Source organism: Leptospira ainlahdjerensis, from assembly GCF_016919175.1.
Taxonomy (GTDB): domain Bacteria; phylum Spirochaetota; class Leptospiria; order Leptospirales; family Leptospiraceae; genus Leptospira; species Leptospira ainlahdjerensis.
In genome coordinates this window covers 136319-152048 of the sequence record NZ_JAFFPU010000044.1, presented here as the reverse complement: position 1 = coordinate 152048, position 15730 = coordinate 136319, and the positions used below count along the sequence as shown (strand labels likewise).

Genomic DNA, 15730 nt, shown 5'->3' with positions numbered 1-15730 from the left:
GATTCCTAAAAAGGAATGGGTTCGTCTTTTTAAACATTAAATCCCCGCTCGCCGATACTTTTTTAGTTTGAAGGCATCGTTTCAAATTTCGGCAGAGAAGGATCGATGCAATCCCAAGAAAAACCGCGTTTAACATACGTCACAGCCTGCGGCTTGTATCGACTCGGATCGTCAAGACTCGCGGCGTGAATCGTAAAAAGTTCCGGCATTGCGGCGAATGTCATATATATTGGTGAACCGCATTTTGCACAAAATCCGCTCGTTTTAACATTACCGCTGTCGCCGACCCTGTCAAAGTGTGTCGCTTCCCCGTTAAGCGTCACAGCTACCCGAGATGGAAACGTCATATAAGATCCGTGGCCCGTACCGCTCATCCGTTGACAATCCCTACATTGACAATCGTTCATAAAGATCGGTTTATCGGAAATATTATAGCGAATTGCGCCGCAGCTACATCCGCCGGAAAAAGGTTGATTCATATTCGTCTTCCCTTGTAAAATTTTTGAAAATCAAAAAGTCCAGATTTCGATAGGATTAAGTCGCCGCAATGAGCTGTGCGAGAGCACGGCCTGACTCGAGGAATGTTTTGAGATTTGAAAGAACTCCGGGCCAGCCGATGGAAATCCCCGCCAACATCTGCGGATCTAAATCTTCGTGGGTGACCGCCAAACGGACCAATCCATCTGCATAGGGTTCGATATCGAATGTCACACGCGAATGTTTTGATTCATCTTCAACTTCCTTCGGCCGGGCCCAGGTAAGAACTAAACGACGCGGAGGAATACTTTCGACGACCTTTCCCACAATGTCGATCGTGTGTTCTTCATCCAGTCGTTCGTGTCTCCATTCCGATCCGGGTTTCCAATCCGAAACGTTTATATGCGCCGGATTCTTAGCCAACGGATCACTCCAATATTGACGCGTTACTTCCTTATCGATCAGTGCATTCCATACTTTCTCTTGTGTGCTGGCTATGTACGTTACATAGACGAAACTAGGTTTTTCCATGATTCTCTCCTTCGAGTTGCGCTTTTAGGTCGTGTAAAAACCGTAAGCGATTTTGTTCAAATTTTCTAACCCAACGTTCATAGACCTCGTAAATCGGTACGGGATTGATAAAGTGTAGCTTCTCTCTCCCCTTCCACACGATCGTTACCAGAACCGCATCGATGAGGACGTCAATGTGTTGTGTCACGGATTGCCTCTGCATATCCAATTGTTCGCAGAGGGCCGAAAGCGATTGCCCATTGTTGGCATAAAGAAGGTCCAGAACTTTTCGGCGAGTAGGATCGGCTAAGGCCTTAAACACCTTGTCAGTCGCTTTCATCTCTTTCGACATACAAAATAATATGCAGGCAAATACCTGCATGTCAATGAAAATTTAAAAACCGAAACAATTTTTTAAAACCTCGAGGGTAAGTAGAATCGTTCGAAACGTTAAAAATGAGAATTGGATTGATTGTTTTGGAATGCGCGTCTATTTCGGGAAGGCCTCGAACGAAAAAAAATGTCTTACGTTCGGGATTGTCTAAGGAACAACGAGCCGCGGTGAAGCGGAGAATAAAACCTGAAGTTGAATCGAGATCCTGAAACTCGGAAACATTTCAGTCAATCACCTATGAGATCCCCTGAGTATTTTTTCCATAGACTTCCCTTTGGCCAGCTCATCGATCAACTTGTCCAAATAGCGGATCTTTCGCATAAGATCATCTTCAATCTCTTCCACGCGGTATCCGCAAATTACACCTTGGATGAGGGAAACATTTTCGTTGATAAGCGGAGCTTGGTCAAAAAAATTCTCGAAGTTTACTTCTTTTTCAATTTGTTTTAGAAGACCCTTCTCATCGTATCCTGTTAGCCATTCAATAATCGTATCAACCTCTGCCTTAGTCCTTCCTTTCTTCTCCGCTTTTTGTATATAATACGGATAAACACTGGCAAAAGAAGTAGTAAATATTCTATGTTTCTCCTTCGGGAGTTTAGAATCTATTTTTTCTTTTTTCATGAAATTACTTCATTCCATTCTAAGATTTTATGGAAGCTCCTCGGCCAATGCGATGAGAAAACCCTCGGGATTGCGGAGGTAACAAAGCAGATAACTATTTTCATACTGTTCCAACTTGCCGACGAGTTGAGCGCCAAGGGTTTCGAGACGACGAATTGTATCCTTGATATCATCGACGGCAAACATAATTCGCCCCATACCCAGCGTGTTTGCCGGAGGGTTGTTCGGCTCTGAACGGATCGCCTTCGGTTTGAGAAACCTCATCAACTCAAGGCGGCTGCGGCCATCCGGAGTACGCATCATTGCGATGTCGACTTGTTGCCCATCCAGACCTACGATGCGGTCCGCCCAAGCTCCTTCGACCCGCATCTCCCCTTCCAACTCGAGACCAAGCTCGACGAAAAAAGCGATCGTAGCCGCAAGATCTTCGACAACAATGCCCACGTTGTCCATTCGTTTAACCATTGGTTTCCTCCATCCGGAGTTCGCAAACTGTCTCCTTCTCAAAGCGAGCCGCCTAACGAAAGATTATGATTTTCGCATATTTTTTCGTTCCGAAGGTTCCAATTTACTTTTGCACCGGATTCTATTCTAAAAAATTCGAACTGGATTCTTTTTATACCCGATCTTTCTTCAATCTTTAAATAGTTATAAGAATTTTTTAAGCCATTTTGCAACACCGATGACAAACGAAAGACATGCAAAAAAGCCGCGGAATTCGCAAAGCCAAAAAGTTTTTGATAGAATCCTTAAAAATCAAGATCTTAGGCAACCTGTCTACGACGCCGCTCCACCAGGATTCCTATCAAAAATAAAGAGACATACTGAAGGATCAGAGTCACAGAAACGGCGATATCGATCTTATCCGTATCAGCAACGGTCGTTTTTTCAATCAAAGAATAATCCAAAAGAATCAGTAACCCTGACGAAACAAAACCGATCCAAAATAGGATCAATAAGAATCTAAAAATACTTCCTGCTGGAATGGATTTTCCGAAACGAATCCGATATAAGTTTTCATAGGTTTCGTAAATATAAAAAAACGGAACATAGTAACTTGCAATCGGAATATAAAAACCGAAGATCCCCCACCAATCAGATAGGAATCCTTGAAAATCTAAATTTTTTCTCAGACATTTATGAACGATATAAATCCAAATACTGAAGACGATCGTTGAAAAAAATAAGCAGGTAACCGCAGCCAACTCAAACAATAGTTGCTCGGATCCAAGTTCTAAAGAAGCTTCCGCATAACTTATGTCATAGTTAAAATTGATAAAAAGTCTCCGGATTCGCCCCACGATTCCCGCTATCAATAGCAGTTCGAATAGAAAGAATAAAAAATTTCTGAATATATTGATCAATTTTGGATTACCGTTCTTTAGAATCCCATCCACAGCATTGCAAGAACTAATAAATCGTAGAGGTTACCATCTTAGAATCGAAGATTCACTCTTGTCAGTAAAAATTACCGACTCCGAAAGATGGGTTGTACAATATCAATGTAAATCTTTTGACGGAGCCTCATCAGGCTTCATTCCGATATAAAGATAATGGATTAGTTCTTTGGTGATTCTTCTTGCTTCCTTCAAATCTACGGACCGAAACATAACTTGTTTTCCCGCGAGAAGGACCGCAATGCCGTGAACCATGGTCCACGCCGCCGTCGCCGAACTTACAGTGTCATTTGTTCGAATCACACCGGCCCTTTGGCAATCACGAATGATCTCGAGAATGATCCTAAAAGAATCGTCCTCCGTCTTAACCAAGGATTTATATTTGGAATGACTTTCGATCTGATTCCCGTACATGATGCGAAAAAGATCCGGAGATTCCAGAGCGAACTCCACGTAACAAACACCGGACTCTCGAAATAACAGAAGAGGCTTTTTTCTATATTTAACCTGTAACTTCCTTTGACGCTCTGCGAGCATCCTAAAACCTTCCTCCGCTATGTCCGCGTATAAGGATTCCAAATCCTCATAATGGCGATAAGGAGCGGATTGACTGACCCCCGCGTAAGTCGCGGCCTTTCGAAGACTCAAAGCCTTATAACCTTCATTCTTCAAAATACGAAGCGAAGCCTCGAGCAAGGCCTTTTTCAAGTCGCCGTGATGATACGAATTTTTATCCGGAGAATTTTTCATGTTGACGTTTATCACATTTGCATTTCTAGTCTAATAATCAATGTAATAACTGATTACATTAAACCAGTCCGGGAGAATTTTGTCAATGAATATCAATGAAATAGGAAACGAGTTCGATATAATATTTATAGGCTCCGGGATGGGAAGCCTTTGTGCCGCCAGCCTTCTGGCTCAATCGTACGGTAAAAAAATTCTTATATTGGAAAAACACTCCCAACCCGGAGGTTTCACCCACGAGTTTCAAAGAAAACAGGGAAAGTATCATTGGGACGTGGGAATTCATTACGTCGGAGACATGCAGGAGGAAGGACTCTGCCGAAAAATTTCGGATAAGATAACCCGAAAGAAAGTTCTATGGAAACGAATGCCCGAACCTTTCGAAAAATTAATCTTCCCATCCGTATCTTTCGATATCTACGGAGATCCTGAAAAATTCAAATCCGATCTTGGAAATAAATTTCCGGACGAAACGAAAGCGATCGATCGTTATTTCAAAGATATCAAAAAGACTTCGAATCTTTTCGGTAAATCGATCATGATGCGCCTGGCCCCTCCTCCTTTGGAATCCGTAGCCGGACTTTTGGGAGAAAGTAAAATTTTCACTCTCAAGGAATATTTGGACGCGAACTTTCGCAGCCAAGAACTAAAAGGAATTCTCGCGGCGCAATGGGGAGATTACGGCTTACCTCCTTCCAAGGTCGCCTTTGCGATGCACGCAACGCTCGTGCAACATTATCTTCACGGAGGCTATTATCCGATCGGAGGCGCTGGAAAAATTTTCGACGCGATCGAACCGATTCTTGAAGAATCCGGAGGAGCCGTTCTTTCTTCAGTAGAAGTTAAAGAAATCCTAATACGTGACGGAAAGACAATCGGAGTAAAAGCAAAAGCTCTTCGAGGGGTAGGATCGGAAAGGGATTTTTTCGCGCCGATCGTAGTCTCTTGTGCGGGAGCCTATCCTACATACATGAAGTTGATTCCAGAAAAATATCCGATTCAGTTCCGAAAAAGTCTAAAAGAATTTTATAATAAAGAAAAGATGACCACGAGTGTTTGTCTTTATCTCGGCTTATCCGAAAGTCCCGCTAAATTCGGATTTAAGGGAGAGAATTATTGGATCTTCTCCTCGAGCGATCACGATCAAAACTTTTCGGAAAGAAATGACTGGATCGGATCGGACGGAGAGATTCCCAATCTTTATCTTTCTTTTCCGAGTTTGAAAAATCCGGAAGCAAAAAGCCATACGATGGATGTGATTACATTTACGGATTACGAACATTTTGCTCCCTGGAAATCGGAACCTTGGAAACGAAGAGGAGAAGAATACAAAAAACTCAAAGAGCAAATTACGGAACGGATTCTATCCACTCTGGAATCCCGTTTTCCCGGAATTTCGAAAATCGTCGAGTATTCCGAACTTTCGACTCCGATCACGAACGAACATTTCACCTCGCATCCGGACGGAGCGATCTACGGCTTGGCCTGTGTTCCCGAACGATACAAAAAGGAAGAATGTCCTTGGTTTAACGTTCGAACTCCGATCGAAGGATTGTATCTTACCGGCGCGGATGCAGCCTCCCCCGGTGTTGCGGGAGCGATGATGGGAGGACTCGCGTCCGCACTTGCGATCGCCGGGAACGCGGAGCTTCTAAAGGAATTACGAAACTAAAGATGAAAACTCGTCCCTATATTTTTTAGCAGAGGAACGTGCGAAATTAAAAGCCGTCTCGAAAGAGACGGCTTTTCAAAACATTCTATTTTTATTATATTTTAATAATATAATTCACTAATTTTTTATCAAATCCGAACGCAACCTTCCGGGTCACACTGGAATGAAATCTCCTTCGAGTCCCGATCCAGCTCGAACTCGATCGGGAATTTGTGGAACTTCGCCTTGTCCTCGTGAAACTCTAACCAAAGCTTGTATTTTCCGGGTAAAAAATAAAACCCTATTTCATCAAAACGGGAAGGTCGAACGTGATAGTTATACGAAAGGGTTCGATTTTCCGAACTGATATTCAAGGATAAAGGTTCCTGAAAGTTTTTCCACGTAAGCGATAAACGGATTTTCAAGGAATCGTCCACGGAAAGATGTTTTGTTTTTTTAATTTCTTCGAGAACATTCTTCCAATTCGATTTCCAATACGGCTGAATCAGGGTCATACCGGAATCCGATTTGTTATACGTTTCTCGACCGGCTCCTACTTGAACACTTTCTCCGCCTCGATCATAGATCGTTTCGTGTCTGGTTCCGATCCGATCGAAACGATTTTCCAATAAGGAAGTGTACAAATTCTTGAGTAAAAGCGGATCGACCTTGAAACAAAGGATCTCCTCTTTTTGTCCCCTTCTCTCCTTAATATGAGAGAGGTCTCGCGAAAAATAAAATTCCGTATGATCGGGACGCATTCCTCCGTCTCGATGAAATTGCAAATAAAAATCCGCCGGCATTTGTTTTGGCAAAGCGCTCAAACAAAACGTGGAAAACGTATGAATCAAAATCAAGAGCAGACAATTTCTTAAGAGGCGCATCATAAATTTTTTTACCTAAACATATCGCAAGGGTGAAGCGCTTCGATTTCAACCCAAATATGCGAAATTCAGAAAATCACAACGCGAAAACGAGCCTGCTTATGAAATAGATCGTTCCCAAATTCATTTAAGTCGAAATTGTTTAAGATCTAATCTATTTTTGACAGTCGCATTCGGATCGTCGATTTCGATAACCTCACCACGCGAAATCATCGGCGCGATTGCTTGAATCACTTTACCACGATTGAGAAAAGAATCCTTAAGACCGATTCGTTTAACAAGTTCTGGTAACGCCAAAGCGCCTCCGGAGGTTTTGAGTTCATTAAGAATCAGAGGCTCTAATTTTTTTCCACGACGCGCGACCAGCGCCATCGTCAATGCTACGCCAATTCCAGCGACAATACTCGTTATAACGGTTTCATCCACGGCTATATCCTCGTAAGAAAAATTTATTTTTGGAAATAAGGTGTGTATACGAACCTATCAAAATCAAGAAATTATCGGATCTACAGAATCCATACCCGCAAAGAGGAATGAACAGCGAATATTTAGACATGAAATATTTTTCATCACAGCGAAATACGTCGTTATTGGCGGAGTTTTTTAGAAAAGGGAATCCACTTGAACATCGAATATTCTTTAAAAACGAAATCGATCAAAGACCGAGATACCATTCAGTCTTCTCTATTTTTTAATAGGAATAAAAACAACGTTACAAAACTCAAAGTTTAAAAATCAAATTCTTAATAAAAATCGGAAACGACTCGAAGTTTGAATTCCGTTTCCATCAAAATCCCTCGAAACCAAAGCACAAATCGAATCGCCTAAAAAACTTCCGTATCCAAGGAAGCCGCAAAAAGGCTTGACATTTTTTACTTATATAGCTATACAGTTATATATTAAACTAGCTATGCAAAATCTTGATACCACATTTGCCGCACTCGCCGACTCGACCCGCCGTGCGATACTGATGCGCCTCGCAAAAGGCGAAACGACGGTTACTGAGCTCGCTAAACCCTTCAAGATGAGCCAACCGGCGATTTCGCGACACCTCAGAGTTTTGGAACAAGCGGGCCTGATCTCTACCTCGGTCCGCGCTCAGGCGCGCCCTCGTCGACTTGAAACTGCCCCACTTAAAAAAGCGACGGATTGGATCGAGAAATACCGCTTAATGTGGGAGAAGCGTTATCAAGCCCTCGATGGGCTTCTCGAAGAATTAAAAACGATACAAACAATAGGAGATCGATAAGAATGAAAGCAGATCAAAAAGAAGTGAAGATTGAACTTCGAGGAGAAACGGAAGTAGTGCTCACAAGGTATTTCGCGGCACCTCGGAAACTGGTATTCGATTGTTTTACAAAGCCGGAACTGATTCTTAGATGGCTGACCGGTCCAGAAGGCTGGAAGCTCGAAATTTGCGAGAATGATCTAAAGGTAGGCGGCAAATACCTGTATGTCTTTGCTGACTCAAAAGGAACCAAAATGGGAGTTTATGGAAAATTCCTAGAGGTGATAGTTCCCGAAAAGTTCTCGAATAACGAGAATTATGCGACAGACATGTCTACGTTTAATCCTGATGGTCCGGAAAATCCGGATGCGACCGTCGAATCGCGCACATTCACGACGCAAGGTGAAGGAACACTCTTAACTCACGTATTCAAATATGCTTCGGCCGAAATACGCAAACTCGAGGCTGGCGCGGCTGACGGCTGGATTCCGCTCTGTTTGGAACTCGATAAATTATTGCTCGAGATCGGATAAAAATCTGCTGCATCACCAACACCAAATGAAACTTCGACTTTGCGTTCGCAAACGTTTTCACGCCTGAAAACGTTTGACATAAAGTTCAAGCGGCCTGAGCGAACAGATCCAACTTGGAAAAGTATTGTCCGTTTCGATCTCCCAGAACTCGGATAAATTTGGAAACCCCGTCTCCCGAAACATCAAGCGCAAGTCGTAAGCGAATTTTCAATCAACTCCGTTTTGGCAAACGTCTCCGAGACTTTCCACGCTGAAGCTACAGACTTCTCCCACCTAACCGAAAAAAGCGGCCATACAAGCCGCTCTGAAAGAACAAAGAGAGACTAACGTGCCGAAATTGCACTCCCTTTGCTCGTTCAATGAAGAATCCAGCCTTTGCCTAAAAATCCGGAGTCAGAACTTCTCGATTGATAACCGAGCGAGAGGGATGGAAGTTCCATTCGAGAAATGATCGTAAGAGATTGGTCTTTCGCGACAATTTCAACCGTCGTTTAGAAAAAAAGTAAGCGTCTATTCTGCTTTTAAAAAAATCAAAATCACCGTTTCTACTTACAAACTGAAAAGACAAATTCGGAATTGTATAAATGATAACGGATCTGGTTGCTCAGGCTATAAGTCCGAATCAATTTTAGCTAAATTTCGGTTGTACTAAATTTTACAATATCTCTATTGAAATTATGGGAATATTAAAAGAAAAAATGATTTCGGATATGATCGTTCATGGTTATTCAAAGAAGACAATTAAGTCTTATACAGATTGTGTGAGTAAGTTGGCAGAGTTCCATAAAATTTCTCCTTTAGCTATGAAGCCTAGTCACATTTACGACTTTTTTCTTCATTTGCGAAAGAGTGATTTATGTGATTCTACAGTTCTTGTCTATTACAGCGCGTTATTACTTTTTTTTACGTTCGTTAAAATGAAATCGGTCATGGAAGAAATCCCTACTCCGAAGAAGAAACCGAAAGTCGCCACAGTCCTGAATAAGACCGAGGTAGCCGACTTTTTAAAACATTGTAGCAGCTTGAAAGAAAAAACAATCTTCACCCTTCTATACTCATCAGGCATTAGGATTGGAGAATTAGAAAGGCTAAATATCGGTCACATAGACTTTGAACGGAAATCCATTCTTATTGTAGAGGGAAAAGGAAACAAACAAAGATATGCTTTACTGTCCGATCAAGCCGCATTCTTATTAAATCAGTACATTCAGAGCTATCGCCCTACTTCTTGTCTTTTTTTCTCTTTGACTAAGGGTAGAGATTACCGTTTGAACATACGATGGATCCAGATTCGTTTTAAAGAAATTTGCAAAGTCTCCGGGATTCTCAAAAAAGCAAGTGTGCACAGCTTAAGACATTCATTCGCAACTCATCTTTTAGAAGACGGATATAACATATTTTATATTCAGAAGTTGTTAGGTCACACCGCGTTAAACAGTACGCTTATTTATCTCCATGTAAGTCCTCAATATTTATTACAAATACCGAGTCCTCTGGGAAAGATCAATTCTGCAAAAATGAGCATTTTCGAAACTCACGCGCAGCACGGCTTGGAATTGCAAATGGTATAACGGCAAAACGATTCCCGCAAGCGACATAAAATAACTTAAAGCGCAAAATATCCTTTTCAATAGATCATCCATTGCGCAAACTTTTGATAACGAGCGATCTCTTCCCCGCTCATAGTTGAGATCTAAGCTTTGCGAAGAATCGTTGGTGTGAAGACGGAATCCACAACCAAGTCGCTGAAGGAAATCATCGTTTAGTCAAAAGTGCTTTCTCTGCTTACGGTTACATACGTCCTGAGTTCAGTCAGTTGTGCTTAGATGAGTTTAGAACCAATCGCAAAAGCCGCCATTCATCTAGTAAGTCTTATTTTTTCCTGTACATTTACTCTCAGATTATATTAGAGCAATTATGAGCCTAATTGGAGACTGAACAAACAATCAATGGAATTTGCTTTCGGATTTAATAACTGAGCCAGGAAAACGAGTCAATGAAAGGGCCGCCGATGAGTCGATTCGAGATCAATATAAGATGAAATTTTATGGAAGCTTCGCACCGCAGTGGTATTACCAGATCGTTCTTCAGCGTATCAAACTTGCCATCGAAGATTTCAAGGATGGTAAAGGTATGGAACTCCTAATAAACTTTTGATAGTATTGTTTCGAGATATAGGAAAAAAAGCTAAATAGATTTAAGCACCTGCCTCCTGGATGAGGTTTCGTTTTCGGAAAAAAGAAGCCTTCGAATGGGCAAAGCGAAACGCGGAAAAGATACACTAGTAATTGTTATCCTCGACAAAAATGGTATTCCCATACCCACCGGGCTGAAAAGCAAGCTCATCCAAGAAGCGAACCTTAGAAAGAAAGGAGAAGGTAAAATCAATGACTTATTCGGCGATATGCCCTATGACTCTGATACATAGTATAAAGAGCTTAAGAAAAATTTCAAGTGAATCTAATTGCAAAAAAAGAGGACCCAAGATATTCGCAAACTCAGTAAATATCATCCCGATGGGAAGGGAGAAAACATTTACCTGGCTTCAAAACTTTAGAAGAGGAAACATTCGCTACGAGTGCAATGATCAGAACTTTTATGGTATCATAATACTCGAATGTATTCTGATGAGTGTCTTTGAGATTGCTTCTAACAATTTTAACCCCAAATTAAAAGCGTGAAAACTTGAATTGAAAAAAGGAATTCATAAAAAAAATAAACTTTTCAAATCTGAGATATCTAAAGAATAAAGTGATTCGTATGAAAGTTGATTTTTTTACTCATCATTATTTAAGAATTCTTATTTTAATCGTTTTTTGTTCTATTTCAAAACTACATTCACAACCTAAAGAGGTAGTTATACATCAAAGCCTATCGTCAGCATTCAAAACGCCTAAGGAAGTGCGAATATTAGATTTAAGCAGAAAACAACTTAAGGCACTCCCTAAAGAAATTGAACAATTAGTAAATTTAGAAAGATTGTATCTGAAAGATAATGAACTTACTACTTTACCTGAAGAGATCGGGAAATTAGAAAATCTTAAAATGTTGGACTTAACTAGAAATCAAATCTCAAGTTTTCCAAAAGAATTTTGGGAATTAAACAATTTAGTAGTTTTAATAATGAAAAACAATAAACTTTCAACAATCCCCGAAGGAATAGGACAACTAAAAAATTTAAGTTTATTAGATTTAGATTCAAATCAACTCACAACCATCCCAAAGGAAATTGGACAGTTAGATAATTTATTAACCTTGAATTTATCTAGTAACAAATTAATTTCTATTCCCGCTGAAATCGGACAATTGAAAAAACTACGAAATTTAAACTTATGGCATAATCCCACTTTAACTACACCCGAAAAGTATATCCGGGAATTATTTCGCAAACAGGATATAACGATTGAAAAATAAAATTCCTATTAATTCAATTAATCTGATAAATTGATGATTCATTACTTGATTAATGTATATCTGTAATAGTAATTTTATCCCTTGTCGAAAAGCGAAGAATCGTACCGTTGATACATTCAGAATTGATGTTTGATTGAATTCCAATTCATGAGAATGGAAATGGGTGATAACGTCCTAAATATTTCGCACATTTACAATTTAAAGAAAAGGCTTTTCTTGCCGATTGAGTTTGTAACAAGCAAATTCAAAAAAAGGAGAACCCCCGATGTGGGCAGAAAAAGAAAAATCACACCTGAAGGTAATCCAAATGGATGAGACCCAGCTCGGGGGAAGAATTGAGCGAACTCGTAAGAGGTTCAGCGGAAGAAACCCTGAACGATCTCTTAGATGAGGAAGCAGATAAACTCTGCAAGTCCTCGAGGTATGAGGGAAATCCGGGTCGAGTAGATACAAGAACCGATTCATATAATAGAAACTTTGAAACAAAAGCGGGAAAAGTAAAGTTAAAGGTTCCGAAACTGAGAACAATTCCGTTTGAATCGGCAATCATCGAAAGATACAAACGCCGGGAGAGTTAGGTTGAAGAAGCTCTCATGGAGATGTATCTCGATAGAGTTTCGGTTCGAAGAGTCGAGGACATCACAGAGAGTTTCTGGGGAACTAAGGTCTCACCTTCAACGATCATCAAGCTCAATCAAAAAGTTTTTGTTCAAATTGATGAATGGAGAATCCGGACCCCTTACAAATCAATATCCTTACGTTTACTAGGATGGAATTTACTTGAAAAAGTCCTAGGGTGGAGAAGTTCGCGACGTAGCGATTCTTGTAGCCGTCGGGGTTAATTCAGAGGGTTACAGAGAAGTCCTTGGTTCCATGGAAGGAGCCAGAGAAGACAAGGAGAGTTGGCAAGCTTTCCTATAACATCTAATGGATCGAGGCCTCAGAAGAGTGAACTTAATCATCTCATACAAATGTCTTTGATTAGTAGAATCGATTTCCTATTTATTTCCTGAATTCAATGGCAAAGATGTATTGTCCATTATTTCTACAGAAATGTCTGGGAAAGGCGCCAAGTAGTTCCTTCAAAGCGATTTCTCAAATGTTGAAAGCGTTTCATTCTCAAGAAGACAAAGAAGAGGCATTGAAGAAGTCTAACTTTGTTGTTGAGCTATTAATCGAAATGAAATTGAAGGAAGAGGCTAAAGTCATCTCCGATGGAATCGAGGAAACTCTCTCTTATATGGAGTTTCCTTCGGAACACTGGAGAAAAATTCGAACAAACAATCCTGTAGAAAGAATCATCAAAGAGATCAAGAGCAGAACAAAAGTCGTAGTAGCCTTTCCTGATAGGAAGCCTGCTCTCATGTTAGCTACTGCTCGTCTCAGGCAGGTCGCATCAACTAATTGGGGAACTAAATAAGTATGTTGACATGGAGAGATTGAAAGAGTTAAAAACTTTAAAGCTCATGGCTTGATCGTATGTGGAGACCTTCTCTCAAGTTTTCATTTATGCGAAAATTTAAGGACATTATCCTAAATTTTGTTCGATCTAAAAATTGGGCCAACGAATTTGTTGGCGGAAAGATATTTCATTTTAGACTAAAATGAAATGCGAATATTCAGATTGAGTTGTATATCGCTATTTCTTTGAGTCTCTCAAATCCTTGAGAGATTTTAGGGTTTTATTTCCTGAAACTACTTTAGATCATTAACCTTTTCACTGCTGAAAGACTACCTTAACCACTTCTTCAAACTAATTCTTGATTGACATTTTGCTAAATATATGTATATAGGAAATCGAATTTAGGACCATTCATGACTATATCCACTGCACTACAAAAACCCAAAATACTGGAATTTCTGCAGTCCCTGTGAATTCTACAGGGATTACAATGAGTTGGTCGAATTAGGCATATCTCTTCGCACTAATCCTCACTGGATAACACAAACACCTTCTTAAAGACCTTCCAAAAACCGCTCACTATCTCTAAGAACCTCAACTCCTTACAACGGAGTAGACAGACAGAGAAATCTCCTAAAGAATCTCAATCCCACTACTCTACCTCAAAAGAGAATTCACCTTTTCAACATCACCTTCTATACAAACATTACAAAGAAAATCATCACCGAATTCTATCCAAAACAATGCCCTGACTGTGAGAACCAACCCGCGCTCACAAAAGAAATCTCTACAAGACCTGATGTACTTCGCTGTGAATTCTGTAGATACCAATGCTCCAGACTCAGCTACACTCCCTTAAATCACTTTAAACTTCCTCTCTATATGTTCGGATTCGTCTTCCATGAATCATTGATGCAGTATCCTAAAGTCCTTACGTCATCAGAGATATCCAGAAAGCTAAAGATTAGTTACAAAGCAGCATCGCTTTTAAAAAGAAGGTTACAACTACTCTGTTCCGATCTATTACCGGCATACAAAGAACTCACCTTCCAAACCTTAGAAGAACAGTTTAGAGACTTTAGATTAGATCCGAACTCAGATGCCTCTCTTACTCGTAAAATGGCTCTAAAGTCCTATGTATGTGCTGATTCAGCGGTTCTCTACAGCGCCAGTCAAAGAGCGAATAAAGGAAGAGCGCGTTACAGAAAAACTGGTTTAACTGCTTCGATTTTTTTATCAGACAAATTAGGTGGTAAACAAGTTGGAACATTATTTCATTCGATCGCTATTAAGAATGGTCCAGCTTTCTTTACTTCTGTCTCAAACACAAAAGCTGATACGATCGGACCTCTACTCGTAGAACAACTTCCATACTCTACCCCACTTTTTACAGATGAAAGCTATCCATGGCTCTTTGGAGTCTACAAGAACCATCGTTCCGTAAATCACAGCGCAAAATCTAAAGACAGTAGATACAAGTTAGCAAAGAATCGTTGGTGTAAAGACGGAGTCCACAATCAAGTCGCTGAAGGAAATCATCGTTTAGTCAAAAGTGCTTTCTCTGCGTACGGTTACATACGACCAGAGTTCAGTCAGTTGCATTTGGATGAGTTTAGTTTTTTAAAGAATGCGAATCTGTTGGGATTCGAAGATTTACGGATCAACTTTTTAAGGACGAAAGTGGTGAAATCCTTTGACTCCGATACGGTGAGGATTGGAGGGAAGGGATATAAAGGATTATTCGTCCTTAAACAATTGATCGGTGAACCGGGAATCTGCAACAAGGCGACTTTCCAAAAGATTAAAACCAACTCTTCGGAAGTAGGGTTCAATCATCTTCATGTATTGCTTTTTAGTTCTCACGAATGCGTAGGGATCTTCAAAGTAGATCTCTTTTTTCATTCTTATATAGTCGTCTTTTGTGGGAACGGAGAAGTAGAGATACTTTACTATTCTATGAAGTTTCTCGAAGACCGGCCTGAGGTCCCCTTCAATGTATTGAACCACAGAATTACAAATTCCAAGATCAAAAGGAAGATGAACAAAGTAAGACAAATCCAATTCTTGAACGGTTGTGTTTAAGACGGAAATATTCCAGGCGCGGATCCATTTTTGCGCGATCAGTTCGTCGAGCATCTGCTCCGAAGGATCGATCGCGAGAACCCTTCCGGGTTTGAAGATCTTTACCATCTCTTTCAAAAGAATCCCTTTTCCAAATCCAAAGTCAGCGATCGAGTTTACGTTGATCTCCATCAAATTGAGGATCGATTTCGCATAACGTGCGTGTTCTTTTGCGTTGAATGTCGCGTCCACGTCCGTCCCGGAACCGTAGATATCCCTCCAATACGCAGTTTCAAAAGGAAGTCCGTTGGCTCCTTTTGTCAAACCTTCGTCCTCGGAAGATTCTTCTTTTTTGCCTTTTAAGCCGAACTTTAGTTTTTCTTTATATTCCGATAAGGAGACGGCGAT

The 15730-nt window shown here is 40.5% G+C and carries 17 protein-coding genes and 1 pseudogene; 7 read left to right on the top strand and 11 right to left on the bottom strand.

Annotation, left to right across the window (positions count from 1 at the left end; translation table 11 throughout):
- Positions 1-62: 62 nt before the first annotated feature.
- The 7 genes from JWG45_RS13180 to JWG45_RS13150 all read right to left on the bottom strand — a co-directional run bounded on the left by JWG45_RS13180 (position 63) and on the right by JWG45_RS13150 (position 4152).
- Entirely contained in the window at positions 63-479 is a 417-nt protein-coding gene (locus tag JWG45_RS13180) for a GFA family protein (RefSeq protein WP_205280144.1), read from the bottom strand.
- A 55-nt stretch (positions 480-534) separates the two neighbouring features.
- Complete coding sequence (locus tag JWG45_RS13175) at positions 535-1008, bottom strand: SRPBCC family protein (protein ID WP_205280143.1); 474 nt, start codon at positions 1006-1008, stop codon at positions 535-537.
- Complete coding sequence (locus JWG45_RS13170; protein WP_205280230.1) at positions 995-1339, bottom strand: ArsR/SmtB family transcription factor; 345 nt, start codon at positions 1337-1339, stop codon at positions 995-997. The genes JWG45_RS13175 and JWG45_RS13170 overlap by 14 nt, the downstream gene beginning before the upstream one ends.
- Before the next feature lie 273 nt (positions 1340-1612).
- Positions 1613-2005 carry a DUF2200 domain-containing protein gene (locus JWG45_RS13165; RefSeq protein ID WP_205280142.1) on the bottom strand — a complete coding sequence of 131 codons (393 nt, stop codon included), beginning with the start codon at positions 2003-2005 and terminating at the stop codon, positions 1613-1615.
- 27 nt (positions 2006-2032) lie between these two features.
- On the bottom strand, positions 2033-2470 hold the full coding sequence (locus tag JWG45_RS13160; protein WP_232380673.1) for a VOC family protein: 438 nt from the start codon (positions 2468-2470) through the stop codon (positions 2033-2035).
- Positions 2471-2769: 299 nt separating this feature from the next.
- Complete coding sequence (locus tag JWG45_RS13155; RefSeq protein WP_205280141.1) at positions 2770-3369, bottom strand: DUF4328 domain-containing protein; 600 nt, start codon at positions 3367-3369, stop codon at positions 2770-2772.
- Positions 3370-3504: 135 nt separating this feature from the next.
- Entirely contained in the window at positions 3505-4152 is a 648-nt protein-coding gene (locus tag JWG45_RS13150; protein WP_205280228.1) for a TetR/AcrR family transcriptional regulator, read from the bottom strand.
- A gap of 85 nt (positions 4153-4237) precedes the next feature.
- On the opposite strand from JWG45_RS13150, the gene JWG45_RS13145 reads away from it, so the two are divergent.
- On the top strand, positions 4238-5821 hold the full coding sequence (locus JWG45_RS13145) for a phytoene desaturase family protein (protein WP_205280140.1): 1584 nt from the start codon (positions 4238-4240) through the stop codon (positions 5819-5821).
- A gap of 128 nt (positions 5822-5949) precedes the next feature.
- Here the strand turns inward: JWG45_RS13145 and JWG45_RS22225 are convergent, their stop codons facing one another.
- Together JWG45_RS22225 and JWG45_RS13135 are read right to left on the bottom strand one after the other, a co-directional pair.
- Positions 5950-6687 carry a hypothetical protein gene (locus JWG45_RS22225; RefSeq protein WP_232380672.1) on the bottom strand — a complete coding sequence of 246 codons (738 nt, stop codon included), beginning with the start codon at positions 6685-6687 and terminating at the stop codon, positions 5950-5952.
- A gap of 120 nt (positions 6688-6807) precedes the next feature.
- Positions 6808-7056: a hypothetical protein gene (locus JWG45_RS13135; RefSeq protein ID WP_205280227.1), complete on the bottom strand. Its 249-nt coding sequence runs from the start codon at positions 7054-7056 to the stop codon at positions 6808-6810.
- Between the two features lie 538 nt (positions 7057-7594).
- On the opposite strand from JWG45_RS13135, the gene JWG45_RS13130 reads away from it, so the two are divergent.
- Complete coding sequence (locus JWG45_RS13130; RefSeq protein ID WP_205280226.1) at positions 7595-7933, top strand: ArsR/SmtB family transcription factor; 339 nt, start codon at positions 7595-7597, stop codon at positions 7931-7933.
- A 2-nt stretch (positions 7934-7935) separates the two neighbouring features.
- Positions 7936-8445, top strand: a complete 510-nt coding sequence (locus tag JWG45_RS13125) for an SRPBCC domain-containing protein (RefSeq protein ID WP_205280139.1) — start codon at positions 7936-7938, stop codon at positions 8443-8445.
- An 85-nt stretch (positions 8446-8530) separates the two neighbouring features.
- Here JWG45_RS13125 and JWG45_RS22440 read toward each other — a convergent pair whose 3' ends face one another.
- Positions 8531-8656, bottom strand: coding sequence for a hypothetical protein (locus JWG45_RS22440; protein ID WP_269750288.1), 126 nt, complete (start codon positions 8654-8656; stop codon positions 8531-8533).
- A 487-nt stretch (positions 8657-9143) separates the two neighbouring features.
- Here JWG45_RS22440 and JWG45_RS13120 point away from each other — a divergent pair, with 487 nt between their 5' ends.
- From JWG45_RS13120 to JWG45_RS22620, 4 genes and pseudogenes are all read left to right on the top strand, one after another.
- Positions 9144-10016 (top strand): tyrosine-type recombinase/integrase, encoded by an 873-nt coding sequence (locus JWG45_RS13120; protein ID WP_205280225.1) that lies wholly within the window; start codon positions 9144-9146, stop codon positions 10014-10016.
- Between the two features lie 680 nt (positions 10017-10696).
- The gene (locus JWG45_RS13115) at positions 10697-10873 is read left to right on the top strand and encodes a hypothetical protein (protein ID WP_205280138.1); all 177 of its coding nucleotides are present in this window, start codon (positions 10697-10699) and stop codon (positions 10871-10873) included.
- Positions 10874-11205: 332 nt separating this feature from the next.
- Complete coding sequence (locus tag JWG45_RS13110; RefSeq protein ID WP_205280137.1) at positions 11206-11859, top strand: leucine-rich repeat domain-containing protein; 654 nt, start codon at positions 11206-11208, stop codon at positions 11857-11859.
- Positions 11860-12166: 307 nt separating this feature from the next.
- Positions 12167-13334: pseudogene (locus JWG45_RS22620) on the top strand (IS256 family transposase).
- 1664 nt (positions 13335-14998) lie between these two features.
- Here JWG45_RS22620 and JWG45_RS13085 read toward each other — a convergent pair.
- On the bottom strand, positions 14999-15730 hold the full coding sequence (locus tag JWG45_RS13085; protein ID WP_205280223.1) for a class I SAM-dependent methyltransferase: 732 nt from the start codon (positions 15728-15730) through the stop codon (positions 14999-15001).

Bases quoted from the DNA above. Each gene is read 5' to 3' on its own strand.
- JWG45_RS13180 (WP_205280144.1), bottom strand. From the start codon at position 479: ATGAATCAACCTTTTTCCGGCGGATGTAGCTGCGGCGCAATTCGCTAT.
- JWG45_RS13175 (WP_205280143.1), bottom strand. From the start codon at position 1,008: ATGGAAAAACCTAGTTTCGTCTATGTAACGTACATAGCCAGCACACAA.
- JWG45_RS13170 (WP_205280230.1), bottom strand. From the start codon at position 1,339: ATGTCGAAAGAGATGAAAGCGACTGACAAGGTGTTTAAGGCCTTAGCC.
- JWG45_RS13165 (WP_205280142.1), bottom strand. From the start codon at position 2,005: ATGAAAAAAGAAAAAATAGATTCTAAACTCCCGAAGGAGAAACATAGA.
- JWG45_RS13160 (WP_232380673.1), bottom strand. From the start codon at position 2,470: ATGGTTAAACGAATGGACAACGTGGGCATTGTTGTCGAAGATCTTGCG.
- JWG45_RS13150 (WP_205280228.1), bottom strand. From the start codon at position 4,152: ATGAAAAATTCTCCGGATAAAAATTCGTATCATCACGGCGACTTGAAA.
- JWG45_RS13145 (WP_205280140.1), top strand. From the start codon at position 4,238: ATGAATATCAATGAAATAGGAAACGAGTTCGATATAATATTTATAGGC.
- JWG45_RS22225 (WP_232380672.1), bottom strand. From the start codon at position 6,687: ATGATGCGCCTCTTAAGAAATTGTCTGCTCTTGATTTTGATTCATACG.
- JWG45_RS13135 (WP_205280227.1), bottom strand. From the start codon at position 7,056: ATGGCGCTGGTCGCGCGTCGTGGAAAAAAATTAGAGCCTCTGATTCTT.
- JWG45_RS13130 (WP_205280226.1), top strand. From the start codon at position 7,595: ATGCAAAATCTTGATACCACATTTGCCGCACTCGCCGACTCGACCCGC.
- JWG45_RS13125 (WP_205280139.1), top strand. From the start codon at position 7,936: ATGAAAGCAGATCAAAAAGAAGTGAAGATTGAACTTCGAGGAGAAACG.
- JWG45_RS13120 (WP_205280225.1), top strand. From the start codon at position 9,144: ATGATTTCGGATATGATCGTTCATGGTTATTCAAAGAAGACAATTAAG.
- JWG45_RS13115 (WP_205280138.1), top strand. From the start codon at position 10,697: ATGGGCAAAGCGAAACGCGGAAAAGATACACTAGTAATTGTTATCCTC.
- JWG45_RS13110 (WP_205280137.1), top strand. From the start codon at position 11,206: ATGAAAGTTGATTTTTTTACTCATCATTATTTAAGAATTCTTATTTTA.